Annotated in this window: 23 protein-coding genes; 4 read left to right on the top strand and 19 right to left on the bottom strand. The window is 56.8% G+C overall.

Annotated features, from left to right (window positions below; genetic code table 11):
* Positions 1 to 63 precede the first annotated feature (63 nt).
* The 3 genes from AFK24_RS22980 to AFK24_RS22970 all read right to left on the bottom strand — a co-directional run bounded on the left by AFK24_RS22980 (position 64) and on the right by AFK24_RS22970 (position 1,732).
* Positions 64 to 318, bottom strand: coding sequence for a hypothetical protein (locus tag AFK24_RS22980; protein WP_065835412.1), 255 nt, complete (start codon positions 316 to 318; stop codon positions 64 to 66).
* Between the two features lie 265 nt (positions 319 to 583).
* Positions 584 to 958 (bottom strand): hypothetical protein, encoded by a 375-nt coding sequence (locus AFK24_RS22975; RefSeq protein ID WP_065835411.1) that lies wholly within the window; start codon positions 956 to 958, stop codon positions 584 to 586.
* A 252-nt stretch (positions 959 to 1,210) separates the two neighbouring features.
* Positions 1,211 to 1,732, bottom strand: coding sequence for a hypothetical protein (locus AFK24_RS22970; protein ID WP_080482262.1), 522 nt, complete (start codon positions 1,730 to 1,732; stop codon positions 1,211 to 1,213).
* A gap of 1,355 nt (positions 1,733 to 3,087) precedes the next feature.
* Between AFK24_RS22970 and AFK24_RS22965 the strand changes: the two genes are divergently transcribed.
* Positions 3,088 to 3,714, top strand: coding sequence for a response regulator transcription factor (locus AFK24_RS22965; protein WP_020288947.1), 627 nt, complete (start codon positions 3,088 to 3,090; stop codon positions 3,712 to 3,714).
* A gap of 80 nt (positions 3,715 to 3,794) precedes the next feature.
* On the opposite strand, the gene AFK24_RS22960 is transcribed toward AFK24_RS22965, so the two are convergent.
* The 8 genes from AFK24_RS22960 to metG all read right to left on the bottom strand — a co-directional run bounded on the left by AFK24_RS22960 (position 3,795) and on the right by metG (position 10,852).
* A complete protein-coding gene (locus AFK24_RS22960; protein ID WP_065835409.1) occupies positions 3,795 to 3,977 on the bottom strand; it encodes a PA3496 family putative envelope integrity protein in 183 nt (60 codons plus the stop codon).
* A gap of 106 nt (positions 3,978 to 4,083) precedes the next feature.
* Positions 4,084 to 4,722: an endonuclease III gene (nth, locus tag AFK24_RS22955; RefSeq protein WP_065835408.1), complete on the bottom strand. Its 639-nt coding sequence runs from the start codon at positions 4,720 to 4,722 to the stop codon at positions 4,084 to 4,086.
* 33 nt (positions 4,723 to 4,755) lie between these two features.
* A complete protein-coding gene (locus AFK24_RS22950; protein ID WP_080482261.1) occupies positions 4,756 to 5,367 on the bottom strand; it encodes an Rnf-Nqr domain containing protein in 612 nt (203 codons plus the stop codon).
* On the bottom strand, positions 5,364 to 5,984 hold the full coding sequence (locus tag AFK24_RS22945) for an RnfABCDGE type electron transport complex subunit G (protein WP_065835407.1): 621 nt from the start codon (positions 5,982 to 5,984) through the stop codon (positions 5,364 to 5,366). The genes AFK24_RS22950 and AFK24_RS22945 overlap by 4 nt, the downstream gene beginning before the upstream one ends.
* Positions 5,981 to 7,000, bottom strand: a complete 1,020-nt coding sequence (locus tag AFK24_RS22940; RefSeq protein ID WP_080482260.1) for an RnfABCDGE type electron transport complex subunit D — start codon at positions 6,998 to 7,000, stop codon at positions 5,981 to 5,983. Before AFK24_RS22940 ends, AFK24_RS22945 begins: the two co-directional genes overlap by 4 nt.
* The gene (gene rsxB / locus AFK24_RS22935; protein ID WP_065835406.1) at positions 6,987 to 8,030 is read right to left on the bottom strand and encodes an electron transport complex subunit RsxB; all 1,044 of its coding nucleotides are present in this window, start codon (positions 8,028 to 8,030) and stop codon (positions 6,987 to 6,989) included. The genes AFK24_RS22940 and rsxB overlap by 14 nt, the downstream gene beginning before the upstream one ends.
* The gene (locus AFK24_RS22930) at positions 8,027 to 8,614 is read right to left on the bottom strand and encodes an Rnf-Nqr domain containing protein (protein ID WP_065835405.1); all 588 of its coding nucleotides are present in this window, start codon (positions 8,612 to 8,614) and stop codon (positions 8,027 to 8,029) included. The genes rsxB and AFK24_RS22930 overlap by 4 nt, the downstream gene beginning before the upstream one ends.
* A gap of 189 nt (positions 8,615 to 8,803) precedes the next feature.
* Positions 8,804 to 10,852, bottom strand: a complete 2,049-nt coding sequence (metG, locus tag AFK24_RS22925; protein ID WP_065835404.1) for a methionine--tRNA ligase — start codon at positions 10,850 to 10,852, stop codon at positions 8,804 to 8,806.
* A 175-nt stretch (positions 10,853 to 11,027) separates the two neighbouring features.
* On the opposite strand from metG, the gene apbC reads away from it, so the two are divergent.
* Positions 11,028 to 12,122 carry an iron-sulfur cluster carrier protein ApbC gene (apbC, locus tag AFK24_RS22920; RefSeq protein WP_065835403.1) on the top strand — a complete coding sequence of 365 codons (1,095 nt, stop codon included), beginning with the start codon at positions 11,028 to 11,030 and terminating at the stop codon, positions 12,120 to 12,122.
* Positions 12,123 to 12,269: 147 nt separating this feature from the next.
* On the opposite strand, the gene AFK24_RS22915 is transcribed toward apbC, so the two are convergent.
* Positions 12,270 to 12,479, bottom strand: a complete 210-nt coding sequence (locus AFK24_RS22915; RefSeq protein ID WP_002554837.1) for a cold-shock protein — start codon at positions 12,477 to 12,479, stop codon at positions 12,270 to 12,272.
* A 309-nt stretch (positions 12,480 to 12,788) separates the two neighbouring features.
* On the opposite strand from AFK24_RS22915, the gene dcd reads away from it, so the two are divergent.
* Positions 12,789 to 13,355 carry a dCTP deaminase gene (gene dcd / locus AFK24_RS22910; protein ID WP_020288957.1) on the top strand — a complete coding sequence of 189 codons (567 nt, stop codon included), beginning with the start codon at positions 12,789 to 12,791 and terminating at the stop codon, positions 13,353 to 13,355.
* A 123-nt stretch (positions 13,356 to 13,478) separates the two neighbouring features.
* Entirely contained in the window at positions 13,479 to 13,694 is a 216-nt protein-coding gene (locus AFK24_RS31660; RefSeq protein ID WP_065835402.1) for a hypothetical protein, read from the top strand.
* A gap of 103 nt (positions 13,695 to 13,797) precedes the next feature.
* On the opposite strand, the gene pdeM is transcribed toward AFK24_RS31660, so the two are convergent.
* The 7 genes from pdeM to AFK24_RS22870 form a co-directional block, all read right to left on the bottom strand.
* Positions 13,798 to 14,454, bottom strand: coding sequence for a ligase-associated DNA damage response endonuclease PdeM (gene pdeM, locus AFK24_RS22900; RefSeq protein ID WP_065835401.1), 657 nt, complete (start codon positions 14,452 to 14,454; stop codon positions 13,798 to 13,800).
* Positions 14,451 to 16,943, bottom strand: a complete 2,493-nt coding sequence (locus AFK24_RS22895) for a ligase-associated DNA damage response DEXH box helicase (protein WP_065835400.1) — start codon at positions 16,941 to 16,943, stop codon at positions 14,451 to 14,453. Before AFK24_RS22895 ends, pdeM begins: the two co-directional genes overlap by 4 nt.
* A gap of 285 nt (positions 16,944 to 17,228) precedes the next feature.
* Positions 17,229 to 17,993: an ABC transporter ATP-binding protein gene (locus AFK24_RS22890; RefSeq protein ID WP_065835399.1), complete on the bottom strand. Its 765-nt coding sequence runs from the start codon at positions 17,991 to 17,993 to the stop codon at positions 17,229 to 17,231.
* Positions 17,994 to 18,005: 12 nt separating this feature from the next.
* Positions 18,006 to 19,124, bottom strand: a complete 1,119-nt coding sequence (locus AFK24_RS22885) for a succinylglutamate desuccinylase/aspartoacylase family protein (protein ID WP_065835398.1) — start codon at positions 19,122 to 19,124, stop codon at positions 18,006 to 18,008.
* A 9-nt stretch (positions 19,125 to 19,133) separates the two neighbouring features.
* Positions 19,134 to 19,844, bottom strand: coding sequence for an ABC transporter permease (locus tag AFK24_RS22880; RefSeq protein WP_065835397.1), 711 nt, complete (start codon positions 19,842 to 19,844; stop codon positions 19,134 to 19,136).
* The gene (locus tag AFK24_RS22875; RefSeq protein WP_065835396.1) at positions 19,841 to 20,569 is read right to left on the bottom strand and encodes an ABC transporter permease; all 729 of its coding nucleotides are present in this window, start codon (positions 20,567 to 20,569) and stop codon (positions 19,841 to 19,843) included. Before AFK24_RS22875 ends, AFK24_RS22880 begins: the two co-directional genes overlap by 4 nt.
* A gap of 85 nt (positions 20,570 to 20,654) precedes the next feature.
* A complete protein-coding gene (locus AFK24_RS22870) occupies positions 20,655 to 21,437 on the bottom strand; it encodes a transporter substrate-binding domain-containing protein (RefSeq protein ID WP_065835395.1) in 783 nt (260 codons plus the stop codon).
* Positions 21,438 to 21,529: the final 92 nt, after the last annotated feature.

The following is a 21,529-nucleotide window of genomic DNA, read 5'->3' as shown; positions in this document are numbered from 1 at the left end:
TTTGAAATTCGTTGCTGAGGGTCATCGTATTCTCAGGCTATCGTGTGGGTACCAAGACGCTGACTATCCGGTTTTTTTGCTTGAAGCCTTTCCATAAGGTCGTCTGTTCTCTTGTGCTTGCAGGCTGGCCCCGAGCACCGGTTTGACGAACGCCAGCAAATCCTCCGTTCTCTTGCTATATCGCTTTAACAGCATCATCAGTCTTTTTTCAAATTCCAGCTCCTTGATCAGGTCAGGATTATTCTTGAGGTGTTCAAGGCGTTGCAGGTTTTCGTCCAGCGCGCGCTCTGCATCGCGGTAATCTCTTAGTTTTGACATGGTATTTTCCGTTGTCTGTCCCTGGGCTTGATTGAGTCATGTAAAAGCAGTTTTCATAAACGTTTCGTCCTGTGTTGAATTCGTTAAACATTAGCTTCTTTTTTTGGGAGCGTACTTTGTTGCCTTTGCAATATTTGAAGTTCGGCCCAGTAATGCATGTTGATTGAAGTGCTTGATTACACAGCGTTTAATTACTTTCGCTTTTCTCGCATGGACCAAGCTGTCAGATTGATTGTATTATTCCTACAGAATACATCGCTTAAGTCTATTGGTTTTTATCCGTTTGCGGCGGGCTGCATGACGATTTCCTACAGCTATATTCTTCTTTGCTGAAACTCAAATTCAACGCCATTGCCTCTTTTGAAGTAGTGCTTTGAGAGGGCGTCGTTTCAGGATTGTTATCATCTTCGAGGCGGAAGTGTTTCAGTTCAGTAGGGGTGTATAGCACTTTATTGTTAAAATTCAATGTCAAAAAAAACAACACGACCAAAGTTGAAGGGAAGGCGATCAAAAACCAGATATATATCTGGCGGTTTTCGTCATCCAGGTAAGGCAGTACCGTTGTTGCTGATGCTTCAGACAATGCTGCAAATGCCGCGATGACACTGATGGGGTTTACAATCCGGTTTAAACGTTTCATTTTTGTTCCTTATAGGGAAAGGGGTAAGCGCGCCGATAGGCGATAAGGAACGTTTAATCAGATTGAATTTTTTTTCGCAATATCCGAAAAGGGGTCAAGAGTCGGGAGCTATCCTTTCGGCTCGAGTAAATGTAAAAGCGGGGCGTGCGACGGCGCAAGAGCGCGCTTACGGGGTGAGGCCGGTACTGACGGGGTGTCGGCTGTCATTGCGATCAGGTATGTACCGGCCATAGGTCGTGCGCAAGCGGGGGGTCAGGGAGTGTCGTCGTTTTCCCTCTGCTGAAATTCAAATCGATAGGCCTTGCCTATGTCCCATACCTGCCGCAAGGTCAGATCAAGCAGGCGAGCGATCTCTACTGCGGTGTAACCCAGGCTGGAGTAATGCATGGCGTGACCCGCGACCAAGTCATCTATCTCCATGGGGTCTTGTAATGCTTCCCGCTTGATTTCACTGATAGGTCGGCTGAACGCTATTTTTACACCGTGCTCGAATGCCAGCTGTTTTATTTCTTTCCTGTTCATCCTCAGTGAGTATTGAAGCGCAGACATCCCTGCGCCCTTGGCGACCAGATCTTTGAGAAGATGAACTTTGCTGTTTCGCTCCTGTGCGTCATCCGGGGTGTTAGCGGAGGCAGGCGTAGATCGCGGCGGCGAAACATTCCCTTCCTTTATGACATCAATCACACCGCCTTGAGCGACGAATCGTTCGACGGCTGCGGCCAGGTCCATGGTACTTCGTTGATCGGGAGAGCGGTGGGTAGTCTTGTTATTCATGGTATATCCTTTTTTGAACATGGTTATACACATGGCCAATTCAAAATGAATCTACAGGCCGGACCCAGGTCTGTCAGTGTTGAGCAGTGTCTGATTGACCTTGCCTGCACTGTTCGAGTCCCTTCAGTTGTTTTTGAATGGGATCCATACAATAAAAAATTTTATAAAAGGTAGTCAAAGTGACATTGCCTCTTAGGCGGTTACTCAATTAATTCAGCATGCTTCACGCAAAGAATAGTGAGTTGGTTGTTAAAAAAGTAACGACTGGTAATAGATTTTGCAAGTAAAAATGGACGCTTTACATGAATTGATTTGGCTTCGGGCTGGGTGTCTTACATGCTTTTATTTGGCGTCTGTGAGTTTTGTAGTACATTTCCTCTTTAAGTAGAGGAGTATGGCGTCAGGTAGCAATATAGTATTAGCTATATGTCGGATGAGCGGTTTTAAAGCGTCTGAGGCCGCCGCACGGTGATGCGCGGGGTAAATAGATAGTTTGGTAATAAATAGTTATGCATCTGTCGCGCTTTGTTTTGGTAACAGCAGAACTCCATTGCCGGGTGTTAACCGGCTACGGGCTGGCGACGCCAAGGCGCTGCCATTGATTAGGAATTGTCCGAAATGTTTGTAGGGGATTTCCTGAAATATATATATTTACAAAAACAGTGCTGCAATATGTGTAGTTTTTCAACAGAGGCAACAGGCGATTTTGAGGTAATTATGTGTGCAACATTTTCTGACTCTGGTCTCTGGCGTCCTCATCGATACCACATATCATGAATAGATAAAGAATACGTGGGCCGCAGGCAGGCGCATTGAAATTGCCGTACGCAGAGCGAAGTGGTCGATCAGACGGTGTTTAAACCCTGGGCCGAATGGGGCTGGTCCGTTTATTCATCCATTCGATACTGCCAGCGTCCTGGTAATCCGACGCAAGAAATCGATCTGAAAGTAGTGGCGAGACGCTATCTAGCCTAGGGTCAGCTTAAGTCCACCGGATGCGTAGGAGTGAACCGTGGTTTGAATGAGAAATGTTCATCGGCTTCCGTTGCATCCGGTTCATTAATCATAAGAGGTGGCAGGTCCAATGCTTGTTTTGACTGTAACGACTGTCCTTGCGTTGCAACGCTCTATCCCGGTCTTTTTCGGGATGAACGATTCGTCAATTGTCAGGGAGGATATATTTTGAAAAATTTCTGGAATGCCGTAATGCGGCTGAATTTTGTAGGACTATTCTGTTGTAAGTGTACGAATGGTCTTTGGCTGTTAGTCCTCAGGGGTGAGCGCCATGCAAAGCACTAAACGACTAGGCTATTGTGCTGACTCTGAAAATTCGAATAGCGAAAAATGGACTGCCCATGAATAAAGTGCTGATCGTGGATGATCATCCCGTCATTCGCCTTGCCGTACGTATGCTGATGGAGCGTCATGGCTATGAGGTCATCGCCGAGACGGACAACGGCGTGGATGCCCTGCAGTTGGCACGCGAGCATTTGCCCGACATCGTGATTCTCGACATTGGCATTCCCAAGCTCGACGGGCTTGAAGTCATCGCTCGTTTATCGGCGATGACGTTGCCCTTCAAGGTGCTGATACTCACCTCACAGGCGCCTGGGCATTTTTCCATGCGCTGCATGCAGGCTGGCGCGGCAGGCTACGTTTGCAAACAGCAGGATTTGACCGAGCTGTTGAGCGCCATCAAAGCGGTATTGTCAGGTTACAGTTACTTTCCGAACCAGGCGCTGCACACCGTTCGTTCGAGCATGGGTAACGCCAGTGAGGCCGATATGGTCGATCGTCTTTCCGGGCGGGAAATGATGGTCTTGCAACAGCTCGCCAGGGGGAAAACCAATAAGGAGATCGCCGACGGTATGTTTCTGAGCAATAAAACCGTCAGTACTTACAAGACACGTCTGCTGATGAAGCTCAATGCTCACTCGTTGGTGGACTTGATTGAGTTGGCCCAGCGCAACGGGTTGGTCTGAGACCCTATAGCCTCTCGAGCCTGAGAGGCTTTGGCGGCCCGGGCGTAGCGATTCAGGCATGGCGCGTTGCGTCTTCGGTCTTAAAGATCGAAGTCGTAATCCGCCAGTTGCTTTTGCAGTCGCCGCTCTTCCAGCAGATTATCGATGGTGCGACGTTTGCTCAGGTTGGTCTTTGCCTGCTCGACGGGCGTCGGCTCGGCCTCGTCTGACTCGACGGTAACAAAGTCGTCGTCTACGTCTATTTGCTCTTTGTCAGTGCTCATGAAGTTGACTCCAGGCTTGGGGCATTCATGGCGCACCTTATAGCGACAAAGCGGGAGCGGGTAAAAAAGATTTTTTCAATCGATCAGCCGCTTAAACCTCTATCGCTCAATCGTCCGAGGTTTTGTGTTTGTAATCGCACAGGTCTTCGATTCGGCAACTGCCGCAGCGGGGCTTGCGTGCCTGGCAAACATAACGGCCGTGCAGGATCAACCAATGGTGGGCGTCGAGCAGATAATCTTTTGGTACGAATTTCATCAGTTGCTTCTCGACTTCGACCACGTTCTTGCCGAGTGCGATACCGGTTCGATTGCTGACGCGGAAGATATGCGTATCCACCGCCATTGCGATCTGGCGGAACGCAGTGTTGAGCACCACATTGGCGGTCTTGCGACCCACGCCCGGCAGGGCTTCCAGCGCCTCGCGGGTTTCGGGCACCTGGCCACCGTGCAGCTCAACGAGCATTCGGCAGGTCTCTATGACATTTTTGGCTTTGCTGTTGTAGAGGCCGATGGTCTTGATGTACTCGGACAAACCTTCGACACCCAGGTCGTATATCGCCTGCGGCGTGTTGGCGACGGGGTAGAGGCGGGCCGTGGCCTTGTTGACGCTGACGTCCGTGGCCTGCGCTGACAGAATCACCGAAATCAATAGCTCGAACGGCGACGTGTAGGCCAGTTCGGTTTTCGGGTCCGGGTTGTCTTCGTGGAGTCTGCGGAAAATTTCCAGGCGTTTCGCTGCATTCATGTACGGAGTGTTTCCCTGGAGGCCTGTGCCTCGTTAAATACGGGTGTCTTTTCGGCGCAGCCGTAGCGCGTTTGCCACGGCGAGCACGAGGCCTAGAAGCATAAAGCCTCCCGGAGCAAGTGCCGCGAGATGAAGGCCGGATGCTGACGGGAATAGGTCAATCTGCCATCTTGATGCGCTGCTGCCAAACAACCATTGCGCGTTGCTCAATAGCGATGCCTGACCCAGTAGCTCTCGAACGGCTCCGAGCAACATGAATGTCGCGCCGTAGCAGCCGGACAGACGTAGAAAGCTCCGGACGCCGCCATGCGGGTCAGTCTCGTTACCCGATAGCAACAGACATTGAACACCGATGAGCGGCAAATAAATGCCCAGCGCTTGATACAACTCGAGGGCGTGTGCTTGCAGCAGCAGCCCGGCGATGGTGACCAAGGTGGCAGCGATTGTTGCGCCGATCAGCAACCGGGTAGTTGAGCGCAGCAGCGGCGCGACGGCGTTCAACAGGGCGAAGTGCAGCAATCCGACTGACCCCAGCACCAACAGGAATCCCATGGTTTTAACCAGCGAGTCGGTGACGCCGATCAATGGCGCGAGGCTCAAAGGTCCCATCAGCATGAACAGAGCCGGGTGATTGCTGGGGTTCAAGGCCGTTCTCCTGTCAGGTTGGGCAGCAAGCGGGTTTTCTCGGCATCGAAGTAGCGCAACGTCTCGCGGATCGCGTCAATGGCACCTCGCGAAGTCATGGTCGCGCCGGCGATTTGATCGAAGGTCCCGCCATCCTGTTTCAATCTCAAGCCTGCATCATCCGGGTCAGTCAACGATTTGCCGAGAAAACCATTGAGCCACTGTGGTTCGGACACAATCCGCCCGCCCAGTCCAACTGTCTCGGTGTGCTTCAGTACTTTGATGCCCATCAGCCTGCCATCCACCGATACGCCTATCAGCAGTTCTATGGGGCCTGCGTAGCCTTGCCCACGACTGTGGAAAATGATCGCAACGGGACGGCTTCCCTGTGTCGCCAGAAAACCTTCGAGTACGGCCGAATCTGGCGGGCGACGGGGCAACTCCAAGGGCTGTTGCAGTGGTTGGTTGTCGTAATCTCGCGCAGGAATGACGCCGAGTGACACCTGGTTGCGCAGCGCATCCTGGCTCGCCTGGATGGCTGGCGCAGAGGTTTTCTCAAACACGATCGTGAGGCCGACACCCAGGCATATGACGACAGCGAGCAAGAGCCCGGCAAGAGGTCTGGAGAGCGGTTTCACGAATGTTCACCGGGCGTCGCTGGTGATGCGGTCAGGCGCTCCAGCGCCGGCACGGCCAGGTTCATCAGTAATACTGCGAATGCAACACCGTCCGGATAAGCGCCCCAGGTTCGAATGACATAGATAATCAGGCCGGTACCAACGCCGAAAAGCAGGCGCGCCTTGGGATTGTCCGGCCCGGAAACCGGCTCGGTAACAATGAAAAACGCGCCGAGCATCGTCGCGCCGGTGAACCAGTGAAACAGCGGCGAGCCGTTGGAGTCCGACCCCGAACCGTTCCAGCACAGCAGGCTGATCACGAATAGGCTGCCGAGCATGCCAACAGATGCGTGCCAACCGATCAGGCGACGTTGCAGCAGCAGCGCCCCGCCAGCGAGGAAAGCCAGGTTGACCCATTCCACGCCGCGCCCGCCCAGGCTGCCGAATGCCGGACTGCGCGCGAAGAGTTCGTCGACGGTCAAACTCTTGTTGATGCGAAGTACATCGAGTGCGGTCGCCTGAGACCAGGCATCCGGGTTTGATAGGCCGCTGAGGTCGAGACCGAAGATGTGCTGCAGGCCACCCGCCAGGCTCAGGCCGTGCGTCGCGGGCCAGTGGTTCATCTGTTGGGGGAACGAAACAAGTACGAAGGCATAGCCCAGCATCGCCGGATTGAAAGGGTTATTGCCGATGCCGCCATACAAATGTTTGCCAAACAGCAGCGCAAATCCGCTGGCCAGCGCAGTCACCCACCAAGGGGAATAGGGCGGCAGCGCCAACGCCAGAAGGGTTGCACTGACCAGAGCGCTGTAATCACTGAGTGTCGGCAGCAGCGCTTGCCTGCGCAGGGCGAGCACGGCAGCTTCGACCAGCAGCGCTGCACCCGCCGCTATCAGCCAGGTGATCAATACGCCCCAACCGAAGAACCAGAAGAGGGTCAATGCCCCCGGCATTGCGGCAATCAGCACCCACAGCATGGTTTTTTGCAGGCGCTCGTTCACCTGTTCCAGGTGGAGGGCGTTATCAGGCGTTCGCACGAGTATCCATCAATGCAGATGAGGGCTGCATTGCCGAATCAAGCGCCACCTCGGCTGTGTGGAGTGCTGTTTGCAGGGTTGCCAGTTGCTCGGCGGTGGCCTGAGCTGACAGCGCTTTGTTGTAGGCGGCGCGGGCCATGGCCAATTGAATTTTCGCCCGTTTCAGGCTGCTGTCGTCGCGCGGGACTACCGGCGTTTGCGCTGGCACGGGTGCCTGATCCTGCAGGCTCGCCAGCGCTTGCTCGGCGGCTTCGAACTCTTTTTGCATCTCCACCAGCTGCGCAGCCTGCTCGGCGATAGGGGGATGACCGAAAGCCTTGAGGGATTTGTTCAGCTGCGCCCGGCTCATGGCCAGGGTGCTGCGCGCTTTTTTCAGCGCATCTTCGGTTGTTGCCAGTTTTTGCGCGCGGATACGTTCGATAGCAGATTGCAGCGGACTCTCAAGGGCGTCTGGCTGCGATACAGGCTTTTGCGCGCGGGCCAGCCGTTCCGCGTGACGCTGTTGCTCTTCGTGGCGCAGGCGAGCGTTGCGGGCTTCGAAGCGATGGCGGGCGTGATTGCGTTTGCGCGTTCGGGCCTGGGTTTGCTGTTCGGTCACTGCAAGGCCGCCGACAATCGGGATTACCCCCGTGGGCGGCAGGGGAAGCATATCGATGCAGTCCACCGGGCAAGGCGCCACACACAGATCGCAACCTGTGCATTCGTCGACGATGACGGTGTGCATCATCTTTGCCGCGCCAAGAATTGCATCCACCGGACAGGCCTGAATGCACTTGGTGCAGCCAATGCACTCCGCCTCGCGGATGAACGCAACTTGCGGCGGGGCCGAGCCGCGTTCGGTGTCCAGCGCCAGAATCGGCACCTTGAGCAGCTGCGCCAGGGCCGCGATGGTTTCTTCGCCGCCGGGAGGGCATTTATTGATTGCTTCGCCGTCGACGATACCCTGCGCATAGGGCTTGCAACCCGGATGGCCACATTTGCCGCACTGGGTTTGCGGCAGCAGCGCGTCGATGTGTTGAATGAGAGTCATGGTTTGACCAGTCCGCTGAAACCAAGAAAGGCCAGCCCCATCAGGCCAGCCCCAATCAGTTGGATGGGCAGACCCTGAAAGGGTGTGGGAATGAATTGCTGTCGCAGGCGTCCGGTCAGGTCGTCAAACAGGCTCAACACCAGCCAGAATCCCAATCCGCCTCCCAGACTCAATGCGACTGTATGGATCAACCCTTTATCCGGCTCGGTGCCAAGTACCATCAGCCCGAGTACGCCGGCGTTACCGATAAGCAGCAGATGCAGGCCATCCAGTGGCAAACGTGGAAATATTCGGCCGAGGGCCCGCAACGTTGGACTGATCAGCAGCACAACTGTAGGCAGGAACACGAACAGCGACAAAAAACCGAAGCCCCAGGGCAGCAGGACGTACCGGTAAACCCCGTAGCCAGCCAGACTGCTTACAAACATCAGACTGAGTGTGGCGATGCCCAATGTATGCACGCGAGCACGGGTATTTGCCGTCTGCACGGAGGTGGCCAGTACTGGATCGACAGCAATCGGCTGCTGCAACACGAAGTTGTTGACCAGTGCGGCGCTGATAAAGATAAGGATGAAGTCAGTCATGTGCTTGCCGGATGTGCGAACAGGCTGAAGAGCCTTTCTAAAGGGTAGACAGTATCTGGCAAGAAACCGGTTCGTTTCGTTGGACGTTGCCGCAAAGCCTTGGCCTTGTAGGAGGGGACTTGTCCCCGAAGGCATCAGCCAAGCCAATGCTTTCCCGGACAAGTCCGGTCCTACCGAAGCCGTGCAAATTTACTTGATACGCTGACCCGGCTTTGCGCCGCTATCAGGGCTGAGCAAGTAGATTTCTTCGCCGCCAGGGCCCGCTGCCATCACCATGCCTTCCGATATGCCGAAGCGCATTTTGCGCGGCTTCAGGTTGGCGATCATCATGGTCAGGCGACCTTCCAGCTCTGAAGGATTCGGGTACGCGCTCTTGATGCCCGAGAACACGTTGCGTTGCTCGTCACCGATATCCAGCGTCAGGCGCAGCAGTTTGTCGGCACCTTCGACGTGTTCAGCCTTGAGGATCAACGCAACCCGTAAGTCTACGGCCGCAAAGGCATCGAACTCGATCTCGGCCGCCAGTGGCTCCTTGGTCAGCTCGCCATTGCCTGCCGGCGCAGCGTCGGTTTCGGTAGCGCCAGCGCTGAGGTCTTCTTTGGAAGCGGCGGTCATGGCTTCGACTTTTGCCGGATCGATGCGCGTCATCAGGGCCTGGAACGGATTGAGCTGATGATTGCTCAGCAGCGTCTGATGGTCGTCCCAGGTAAGCGGCGCGACATTGAGGAATTTTTCCGCATCGGCGGCCAGCAATGGCAGTACCGGCTTGAGGAAAATCACCAACTGACGGAACAGATTGACGCCCAGCGCACAGACGGCCTGAACTTCGTCCTGTTTGCCTTCCTGCTTGGCCAGCGACCACGGCGCTTTTTCAGCGATATAGGCGTTGGCGCGGTCGGCCAGGCCCATGATTTCACGCATGGCGCGGGCGAAGTCACGGGCTTCGTAAGCTTCAGCAATACCCGGCGCAGCGGCCAGGAACGCGTCGGTCAGCTCGGGAGCCGGATTGCCAGCCACCAGAACGCCCGCGTTACCTTTATGGATGAAGCCTGCGCAACGACTGGCAATGTTGACCACTTTGCCGATCAGGTCCGAGTTGACCTTCTGCACGAAATCTTCGAGGTTCAGGTCCAGGTCGTCGACACCTTTGCCCAGTTTGGCGGCGTAGTAATAACGCAGGTATTCCGGCGACAGGTGTTCCAGATAGGTCCGGGCCTTGATGAAGGTGCCACGGGACTTGGACATTTTCTGACCGTTTACCGTGACGTAGCCGTGCACATTGATGCCGGTCGGCTTACGCAGGCCAGCACCTTCAAGCATCGCCGGCCAGAACAAGGCGTGGAAGTTGACGATGTCCTTGCCGATGAAATGGTAAAGCTCGGTCGTGGAATCCTTGGCCCAGTACGCATCGAAGTCCAGGTCCGGACGGCGCGCGCACAGGTTCTTGAAGCTGGCCATGTAGCCGATAGGCGCATCCAGCCAGACATAGAAGTACTTGCCCGGCTCGTCTGGAATCTCGAAGCCGAAGTACGGCGCGTCGCGGGAGATATCCCACTGCTGCAAGCCGGCATCCAGCCATTCGGCGATCTTGTTGGCTACGGCATCCTGCAAGGTGCCGCTTCGCGTCCAGCTTTTCAGCATGGCGTCGAAGGCTGGCAGATCGAAGAAGAAATGCTTGGATTCTTTCAGAACCGGGATAGCGCCAGAGATCGCGGAGCGCGGATTCTTCAGGTCGGTCGGCGCGTAAGTGGCGCCGCATTTTTCGCAGTTGTCGCCGTACTGGTCCTCAGTGCCACATTTCGGGCAAGTGCCCTTGATGAAGCGATCGGCCAGGAACATCTTTTTTTCCGGGTCGAAATACTGGGTGATCGAGCGCGTTGCGATATGACCGGCATCGCGCAGGCGCTTGTAGATCATGCTCGACAGCTCGCGGTTTTCATCCGAGTGCGTCGAGTGGAAATTATCGAAGTCGACCAGGAATTCCTTGAAGTCCGCGCTGTGCTCGGCCTTCACGTTGTCGATCAGTTGTTCCGGGGAGATGCCTTCTTTTTCGGCGCGCAACATGATTGCCGAGCCGTGAGCGTCGTCCGCGCAGACATAAATGCACTGATTGCCGCGATGCTTCTGGAAGCGCACCCACATATCAGTCTGGATGTACTCAAGCATATGGCCAAGATGGATGGATCCATTGGCATAGGGCAGGGCGCTGGTGACGAGAATCTTGCGTGGCTCGGACATGGGGCTCGGCTACTTGAAGTGAAACGGAGGTCGACCACTATAAAGGTCTGGGCAACTTTTTTCACCCCGCGCAGATGTAGGAGTCGTCTGGCATGCGCAGCGAAACCATGCTGCCAATCTATAGAAGGGGTAGGATAGCCGCCTGTTTTAGTCTGCCTTTATTCGGGAGTAGCCCATGAGCGCTGTAAATCGCGCAGCGGTGGAAGCCGTCCTTCGCCAATATACCGATCCCTATTTGAATCAAGACCCGGTTACAGCCGGTTGCGTGCGCGCCATCGACATTCAGGGTGAGCGCGTCAACGTCCAGCTGGAATTGGGTTACGCCGCCGGATTGTTCAAGAATGGCTGGGCGCAGATGCTGCAAATCGCCATCGAAGGCCTGGACGGTGTGACGTCGGCCAAGGTCGAGATCAATACGGTCATCGCCGCGCACAAGGCCCAGGGGCAAATCCCCGGCCTGGCCAATGTCAAAAATATCGTCGCCGTGGCGTCGGGCAAGGGCGGCGTCGGTAAATCCACGACGGCTGCCAATCTGGCCCTGGCGCTGTCGCGGGAAGGTGCGCGGGTCGGGATTCTCGATGCGGATATCTACGGGCCAAGCCAAGGCGTGATGTTCGGTATCGCCGAAGGTACCCGGCCGAAGATCAAGGACCAGAAATGGTTCGTGCCCATCGAATCCCATGGCATCGAAGTCATGTCCATGGCGTTCCTGACCGATGACAACACGCCGATGGTGTGGCGTGGCCCAATGGTCTCTGGCGCTCTACTGCAGCTGATTACCCAGACCGCGTGGAATGATCTGGATTATCTGGTCATCGATATGCCGCCTGGCACCGGTGATATCCAGCTGACCCTGGCCCAGAAAGTCCCGGTAGCGGGTGCGGTGATTGTCACGACCCCGCAGGATCTGGCGCTGCTGGATGCCAAGAAGGGCGTGGAAATGTTCCGCAAGGTGAATATTCCGGTGCTGGGCGTCGTCGAGAACATGGCGGTGCACATCTGCTCGAACTGTGGCCATGCCGAGCATTTGTTTGGCGAAGGCGGTGGCGAGAAGCTGGCCAGTCAGTACAACGTCGAATTGCTGGCCTCGTTGCCGCTGTCGATGTTGATCCGCGAACAGGCCGATGGCGGTAAACCAACGGTCATTGCCGAGCCGGAAAGCCAGATTGCCATGGTTTATCAGGAACTGGCGCGGCACGTTGGTGCACGGATTGTCCTGCAGGAAGCAGAAAGCCCGGCGATGCCGAATATTTCGGTCAGCGATGACTGATTGAGGCGGATCCTGTAGGAGCCAACTTGTTGGCGAGGGGCGGGCAGGTTCGCCGTCTCGCCAACAAGCTGGCTCCTGCAGAGCTTTTCTACAGGCATAAAAAAACCCCGCTTTTGGCGGGGTTCTTTTTAAGCGATTCAGTACAAGTTAGATAACTTGAACTTCTTCAGCTTGCATGCCTTTCTGACCGCGGGTAGCGATGAAAGAAACCTGTTGGCCTTCTTTCAGGCTTTTGAAGCCGTCGGATTGGATAGCTTTGAAGTGAACGAACAGGTCGTCACCCGATTGTGGAGTGATGAAGCCGAAGCCTTTTTCATCGTTGAACCACTTAACGGTACCAGTTTGGCGATTAGACATGGTGTATCTCCTTGGACAAAGTTAACTGCGACTCAGGAAATGCCCTGGCCGAGACTGAGTGCAAAGAGCAGGAAAAATTCTTGGAGATGGTTGGATCGAAATTCAACATCGTGTAGAGATTCTCAGTGACACAAGCAACACAGTGACGCCACCTTAACGCTTTTTTTTGAACGTGCCAACACTCTGTGCAGGAATATTTCTATTCGTGTCCAAAGCATGACCTGCATCATGCCCACAGTCTTTGAACCCGGCGCCTCGGCCCGGTAAGATGCCGGACATCTTTTTCACCTCGCTATTCAGGACACCGCCATGAGCATCAAATCGGACAAGTGGATTCGCCGCATGGCGCAGGAACACGGCATGATCGAGCCTTTCGTGGAGCGTCAGATGCGCGGCGAAGGCGCCGACCGGCTGATCTCGTACGGCGTTTCCAGCTACGGCTACGACGTGCGTTGCGCTGCCGAATTCAAGGTATTCACCAATATCAACTCGGCGACCGTCGATCCGAAGAACTTCGATGAAAAAAGCTTTGTCGACGTTACCAGCGATGTTTGCATCATTCCGCCGAACTCCTTTGCCCTGGCGCGTACCGTCGAATATTTCCGTATTCCGCGCAATGTGCTGACCATCTGTCTGGGAAAAAGCACCTACGCGCGCTGCGGCATCATCGTCAACGTGACGCCGCTGGAACCTGAGTGGGAAGGACACGTGACGCTGGAGTTCTCCAACACCACGACCTTGCCGGCGAAGATCTACGCCAATGAAGGCGTGGCGCAGATGCTGTTCCTGGAATCTGACGAGGAATGTGAGATTTCCTATAAGGATCGCGGCGGGAAATATCAGGGCCAACGTGGCGTGACCCTGCCGCGCGCGTAAGCTTTGGTGTATTTGTTACCGTTGATCCTGCGCGGATTGAATTAGTCTTCATTTCGGCACTCTATTGAGCTGAACTGTTTCCCCTCGCGTCATGCGAGTGGGGCCAACGCTCAGGAGTGCCCTATGAAGATAGAAATGAAGCCCAGTCCCCAAGGGGTTGACCCGCATGCCAATCAAGTCGGTCTACTCGCCTGGTCGTTACTAGCGCATCCACAATTCAATATGGTTGGCGGTATTCCTGGCCAGCCAGGGCCTGATGGGCCCGGAGAAATCCCTGAGCCGACTGAACCGGGCAGCCCGACTGTTCCGGACGAGCCACCACCAGCCCCGGTCGTCTGATTTCCCTCATGTTTCTGCTGGCGCATTTACTGGCCGGCAGAGCCGTGTCTGATCGGTCACGAAAGTGGCTGAACGAGCTGAGTTGAATCGATTCAGCTTGCGCTTATCCTGCCGCCCATACCGCGCCATCGCCGACGACATATATTTGCTTGTCAGGGTTTTTTTCGATGGCGAATCCGCCAGTAAACCCACCAAAAGCTGGCAGCAAACTAACCGTTCCCCCCATGTAGAAGCAGGCCAGTCGCAGGCTTTGCCGTCCTCGGCCTTGCAAGCGATAAACCGGATGCACATGCCCAGCCAGCACGTGATGCGTCGGGTGTGGATCGGGCTCATGTTGCAGCGCAAACGGACCCAGTAGCAGCGGTTCGGTAACCACTTCGATTGCAAGACTGCCAGGCGGATCGCCCGCACGTTTGTCATGGTTGCCGCGAATCAGCGTCATGCGCAGGTCCGGGCGCGCCTTACGCCATTCGCCAAGAGCGTTCAGCGTGGTGGCAGCGTGGGATTCCGGCGCATGCAGAAAGTCGCCGAGAAAGATCAGCCAGTCGCAGTTGTAAGCAGTCAGCAGTCGATCAAGGCGCTCAAGATTGCCTTGAGTCGTGCCGTGTGGCACCGGTTGCCCCAGTTTTCGATAGGCAGCAGCCTTGCCAAAATGCACATCGGCGATCAGTAGAGCCCGGTATTCAGGGTAGTAGATTGCCTTGTCGGCCAGTAACCAGAGCTCGGCACCGGCCAGATTTATCGCAAAATGCGGCTTCATACATTGGCCTCTGGCCCGGCGGCTTTCTCAAGATCGCGCACCATGCGCGCAATGCGGTCGGCGAGTTTTTCCGAACTGAGGCTTTCGCGCATGCGTTCCACGAGGAGTGGAAAGGCCAGAGGCGTGGCGCGTTTGATCAGGTGCACGTCAAGTTCGCGCTGGTTGATGCGTTGGAGGGTTTGTTCGAGTCGCTGCACGTCCAGTTCCTGGCGCAAGACTTCCTCCTCGGCCTGGGTGAGCAGCAGATTGCTGGCGTCGTACTGCTTGAACACTTCAAAGAACAGGCCGCTGGAAGCCTGTAGCTGTCGATTGCTCTTGGGCGCGCCCGGATAGCCGGAAAACACCAGTCCTGCTATCCGCGCGATTTCCCGGAAGCGGCGCAGTGCCAGCTCACCTGCGTTCAGGCTGGCGATGATGTCAGCCATCAGATTGTTTTCCGTGAACAGATCCTTGCGCAGCTGCTCGGCCCAGTCGATTGGAGTGGCGCTGAGCAGCTCGAAGCCGTAGTCATTTACGGCGATGGAGAAGGTCAGCGGCGTGTCGCGGCTCAGGCGCCAGGCCAGCAGGCTGGCAAGGCCGAGATGCACATGCCGCCCGGCAAACGGGTAGAGAAACAGATGCCAGCCTTCCCGGGACTTGAGCACTTCAGCGAGCAACGTGTGTTGTTGCGGCAAGCCCGACCAATGCCTCTGCACCTCCAGCAGCGGTTTGACGGCTTGCATCTCCGGGCTGACAAACTCGCCACGGGCAGCGGCGTCGAATTTAGCCACCACCGCGTCAGCCAGTTCATTGGAAAGCGGCATCCGCCCGCCGTTCCAGCGCGGCACAGCGGCCTTCTTGCTGGTGGCGCGCTTCACGTAGGCGGTCATGTTCTCGACCCGTACCAGTTCCAGCAAGCGACCGCTGAACAAGAAGCCATCACCGGGCTTGAGGCGGGCGATGAAGCCTTCTTCAACGCTGCCCAGCGAGCCGCCGCCACCGCCTTTTTTCCAGTACTTCACGTTGATACTGGCGTCACTGACGATGGTGCCGACGCTCATGCGATGGCGGCGCGCCAATCGCGCATCCGGCACGCGCCAGATGCCGTGCTCGTCGGGTTCGACGCGTCGATAATCCGGATAAGCCATCAGCGAGTGACCGCCATGGCGGACAAACGCCAGTGCCCATTGCCATTCCTCGTCGGTCAGCTCGCGGTAGGCCCAGGCGGTGCGTACTTCTGCAAGCAGCTCCTCAGGCAAGAAGCCACCGCCCAGCGCCATGCTGACCACGTGCTGCACCAGCACATCGAGGGGTTTGTGCGGCGATTCCCGAGGCTCGATCATTCGCGCTGCTATTGCGTCATGCGCCGCTGCGGCTTCGACCAGCTCAAGGCTATGAGTGGGCACCAGCGTGACGCGTGACGGGCGACCTGGCGCGTGCCCGGAACGACCGGCGCGTTGCATCAGGCGCGCCACGCCTTTAGCCGAGCCGATTTGCAACACCCGCTCGACGGGCAGGAAATCCACACCCAGATCCAGGCTGGAGGTGCAGACCACCGCTTTCAATTGTCCTTCTTTCAAGGCGCGTTCGACCCAGTCGCGCACTTCGCGGGACAACGAGCCATGGTGCAAGGCAATCAGGCCAGCCCAGTCCGGTCGCGCTTCGAGCAAGGCCTGATACCAGACTTCCGATTGCGCTCGGGTATTGGTGAACAGCAAGCAACTGGCGCTGCTGTCCACCTCCGCCAGCACTTGCGGCAGCATCCGCAGCCCCATGTGTCCGGCCCACGGAAAGCGTTCGATTGCCGGCGGCAGCAGCGTGTCGACCCACAGCTCTTTGCTGATCTTGCCCTGCACGCTGACTCCGCAATCGCCCAGCAACACCTGCTGCGCATGGCCTTGATTGCCCAAGGTCGCGGAAACACCCCACACAATCAGTTGCGAATTCCACTGGCGCAGGCGGGCGAGGGCCAATTGCAGCTGCACACCACGTTTGTTGCCGATCAGCTCATGCCATTCATCAACGACCACGATCTTCAGCGTCGACAGCGTGCTCAGCGCGTCGGCACGGGTGAGCAGCAAGGTCAGGCTTTCCGGCGTGGTGATCAAGGCGGAAGGCAGGCGTCGGCCTTGTTTGGCGCGTTCGCTGCTGCTGGTATCGCCGGTGCGCAGGCCGACGCTCCAGGGAATGTCCAGATCCTGCAATGGCGCTTCGAGTGCGCGTGCAGTGTCGGCAGCGAGGGCGCGCATCGGGGTTATCCACAGCACGCTGAGCGGCGCGGCAGGTGGTTTGCGTTTGCGCAGCTTTTCATCGGGGAGGGTTTTATTGGCTTGGGCAAAGCGATTCAGCGCCGCAAACCACACCGCATAGGTTTTACCGGAGCCGGTACTAGCGTGCAAAAGCCCGGACTCGCCACGTTTGACGGCCGACCAGACTTCTTTCTGGAAAGGAAAAGGCTTCCAACCGCGCGCCGAAAACCATCGCTGAGCGAAATCGGTGGGTCTGCTCATGCGCGCCGTGTGCTCTGAATGGGTTAAATCAGAGACAGCAACGGGTGGGGAATAGTTTTACGGTGATGCGTGGCTGTAGGAGCCAACGTGTTGGCGAGGCGTTGGTCCTGTTTCATCAGGAATATTGCTTCGCGAACAAGTCCCCTCCTACAGGGCCGCATTGCTTCGGTAGGACCGGACTTGTCCGGGAAGCGTTGGTTCGGGCAATCGAGGTGGGTCAGGCAGATCACGGTTGCTCTACTGGCCAATCGGGGACAAGTCCCCTCCTACAGGAGGTGTGATCTCTTACTTCAAATTCCCGCTCAAGAACTGCTGCAAACGCTCGCTTTTCGGATTGCCCAGTACCTCTTCCGGATGGCCGGATTCTTCGATCTGGCCCTGATGCAGGAACACCACCTGGCTGGCGACTTTGCGGGCGAAGCTCATTTCGTGGGTGACCATGATCATGGTGCGGCCTTCTTCGGCCAGGCCCTGAATCACCTTGAGCACTTCGCCGACCAGTTCCGGGTCGAGCGCAGAAGTGGGCTCGTCGAAGAGCATGATTTCCGGTTCCATCGCCAGCGCCCTGGCAATGGCCACACGCTGTTGCTGGCCGCCGGACAGAAACGCCGGGTACTGGTCGGCGACACGGCCGGGCAGCCCGACCTTATCCAGATACTTGCGAGCGCGTGCTTCGGCTTCGACCTTGGAAACACCCAGCACCCGGCGCGGCGCCATGGTGATGTTTTCCAGAACCGTCATGTGTGCCCACAGGTTGAAATGCTGGAACACCATGGCCAGACGCGTGCGAATGCGTTGCAGCTCATCCGGATCGGCAACGCGCATGCCGCCGGCATCGCTGACCATGCGCACTTGTTGACCGTCCAGGCTCATCGCGCCGTCGTTGGGTTGTTCGAGGAAATTGATACAGCGCAGAAACGTGCTCTTGCCCGAACCGCTGGCGCCGATCAGGCAAATCACGTCGCCTGTGCTGGCCTTGAGCGAAACGCCTTTGAGCACTTCATGGTCGCCATAGCTTTTATGCAGGCCATCAATGGTCAGTTTGTACATGACAGGCAGTCCTTAAGGAGAAAGTAGGTAACCGCTGCGGTAGGCTTCGGTGCCTGCAACGTGAGCGATGACCATTCCGGCAGTCGCCATGCGCCGTAACGAACGGGCGTAGAGCAAACCGGAATTAAGAGTATGGATGGGGGTGACGAGGTCGCTGATCGGGTCGATGATCTCGGCGATCAATTGCCCGGCCTCGACGAACTCACCCGGCTGGGTGCAGAACACCAACAAGCCGCCCACGGGCGTCGCCACAGGTTCCACCGCTGCCAGCGGCGTGGCGGGATAAAGCAACTCAGGCGGCGGCGTGGCCTCGGCGGCGATTGCACCAAAGTGACTGAGGTAACTGATCAACGCCTGACAGTCGCGGCTGGCCAGGGCGTGATTGACGTCGCCCTGGCCGCGCAGTTCGAGCGTCACCGAAAAGCTGCCCATCGGGATCTCAAAGCGATTGCCGAAGCGTTGCTGCAATTGCCACCAGACCAGCGTGAAACATTCGTCAAACGACTGGCCGCCCGAATCGGTTGCCAGCAGGCTGGCCTGCGCGCCGAGATAACGTGACAGCGCCTCCACTTGCGGCCAGGCTTCCGGCGTCGTGTACAGATGTTCAACAGCTTCGAAGTCGCAATGCAGGTCCAGAACCATGTCGGCATCGCAGGCCAGGCGTTGCAGGGTCAAACGCTGCGACTGCAATTGCGTGCTGGCGACTTGCGCCTCCAGCGCGTTGCGCAGGCTGCGGCGGATCAGCTGCACATTGTGCTGCGGGTCGTCATTGAGCTGCGCCTCGACGGCATCGCCCACTTCCTGGCCGAGATCCACAAACCAGCGATTGAAGTTCTGTCCGCTCTCCAGTTCATAGCGGCCCAGCGGAATATCCATCAGGATCTGTTCCAGCCCCACCGGATTGGCCACCGGCACGATGACGATTTCGCCCAGCAGCAAGCCGGCGTTTTCCAGCTCGCTCAGACGCTGCTTCAGATGCCAGGCGAGCAGCATGCCGGGCAGTTCATCGGCATGCAGCGAGGCCTGGATATAGATCTTGCACGCGCCGTTCTGCGGTCCGTAGTGAAAGCTGTGGATCTGTCGCGCGGTGCCCGGCATCGGGGCCAGCAAGTCATGGGTTTCATGGCGCATATGCAGGTCCTAGTGAGCCGGGCCGAGGAAGGCCAGCCAGCGACGTTCGGCCAGACGGAACAGGCCCACCAATATGAACGTGACGCACAGGTAGATCAGCGCCGCGATACCGAAGGACTGGAAGGTCATGAACGTGGCCGAGTTGGCGTCCCGCGCGACCTTAAGAACGTCCGGCACCGTGGCGGTGAACGCGACGGTGGTCGAATGCAGCATCAGGATCACTTCGTTGCTGTAATAAGGCAGCGAGCGACGCAATGCCGAAGGCATGATCACGTAGGCGTACAGCTTCCAGCCGGTCAGGCCGTAGGCTTTGGCGGCTTCGACTTCCCCGTGAGCCATGCTGCGGATCGCCCCGGCGAAAATCTCCGTGGTGTAGGCGCAGGTGTTCAGGGCGAAGGCCAGGATCGTGCAGTTCATTGCATCGCGAAAGAACGCGTCGAGCATCGGCTGTTCGCGAACGGCGGCGATGCTATAGATGCCGGTGTAGCAAATCAGCAGCTGTATATAGAGGGGCGTGCCGCGAAACAGGTAGGTATAGAACTGAACCGGCCAGCGCACCCAGGGTTTGCTCGATACCCGGGCGATCGACAGCGGGATCGATACGCAAAAGCCGATGGCAATGGATGCACTGAGCAGCCACATGGTCATCGCCAGACCGGTAATGTGCATGCCGTCGCTATAAAGGAAGGGCCGCCAGTATTCCTGAAGCAGTTCGATCATCGCTGAGCCTCCCGGCTACCGGCTGCGTAGCGGCGTTCAGCCCAGCGCAGCGCGAAGTTGGAGGCGCTGGTGATCAGCAGATAAATCACCGCCGCGAGCACCAGGAAATAAAACAGCTGATACGTGCTCTTGCCGGCGTCCTGCGCAGCCTTGACCAGATCCGCCAGACCGATGATCGACACCAGGGCCGTGGCCTTGAGCAGCACTTGCCAGTTGTTGCCGATACCCGGCAGGGCAAAACGCATCATTTGCGGGAACACCACGTAACGAAAACGCTGGCCGCGCTTGAGGCCGTAGGCGGTGGCGGCTTCAACCTGGCCGCGAGGCACGGAAAGAATCGCACCCCGGAACGTCTCGGTGAAATACGCACCATATATAAAGCCGAGAGTGATCACGCCTGCACTGAAGGGGTCGATTTCGATGTAGTCCCATTCCATGGCATCTGTCAGCTGGCTCAGCCAGGTTTGCAGGCTGTAGAAAATCAGCAGCATCAGGACCAGGTCGGGAACGCCGCGAATCAGCGTGGTGTACAGCTGCGCTGGCACGCGCAGGATAGCGCTGCTCGACAGTTTGGCACTGGCACCGATCAGGCCGAGCAGAATGCTCACCAACAGCGACAGTACCGATAATTTGATGGTCATCCAGGTACCTTCGAGCAACAGCGGGCCGAAGCCTTTCAAGCTGAACGCCGAGAGTCCCAGGTTTTGTAGAAGGGCATCGAACATGGATAAAGCCTTTAGCGGTCAATAAAACAAAACGCCCATCGACAACGGCGCAGGATTGTCGCCGGAATCGATGGGCGTCGGGGTGTTATTTACCGCTGTACAGATTCAGATTGTCGAAGTGTTTCTTCTGGATCTCGGCGTACTTGCCGTCGTCGTGCAGGGCTTTGATACCCTTGTCCAGCAGGGCTTTCAGCTCTTTGTTACCTTTGGCGATACCGACTGCGGTCTTGGCTGGCAGCAGTGGGTCGTCGATTGACTTGCTGACTTCATAGCCAGCGCCAGCCGGGGTTTTCAGGAAGCCCAGTTCGGCTTGCAGCATGTCCTGAACCGAAGCGTCCAGACGACCGGAAGTCAGGTCGGAGTAAACCTGATCCTGGTTCTGATAAGCCTTGGTGGTCACGCCAGCCTTGTCCAGAACGGCCTTGGCATAGGCTTCCTGAATGGTGCCTTGCTCGTAGCCGACGGTTTTGCCTTTCAGGCTGGCCAAATTTTCACTGATGCCTGCGCCTTTCTTGAAGACCAGCGAGGTCGGACCGGAGAACAGTTCGTTGGAGAAGTCGATAACCTTCTCGCGAGCTGTAGTGACGGTCATCGAAGAAATCACGCCGTCGAATTTCTTGGCTTTCAGGCCAGGAATCATGCCGTCGAAATCGCTTTCGACCCAGACGCATTTCACTTTCAGCTCGGCGCAGATCGCGTTACCCAGGTCGATGTCGAAGCCGACCAGGCTGCCATCAGCGGCTTTGGATTCAAAAGGTGCATAAGAAGGATCGACGCCAAAGCGCAGTTCCTTGTATTCCTTGGCCATTGCATTACCAGCGGCTAGACAAATAGCCAATGCAGAGAGGGTCAGCCATGCTTTTTTCATCGTTCAGTCCTTAAAACCAAATTGAGCGTTGGGAACACGCGAGGCTTGCTACCGGCGGGTGCCAGACTCGAGAAGATAGCAATTTCCGAACC

Origin of the sequence: Pseudomonas syringae (assembly GCF_001698815.1) — a bacterium.
GTDB classification, from domain to species: Bacteria; Pseudomonadota; Gammaproteobacteria; order Pseudomonadales; family Pseudomonadaceae; genus Aquipseudomonas; species Aquipseudomonas syringae_A.
The sequence above is the reverse complement of the archived record's forward strand: the minus strand, read 5'-3'. Positions and strand labels throughout refer to the sequence as shown.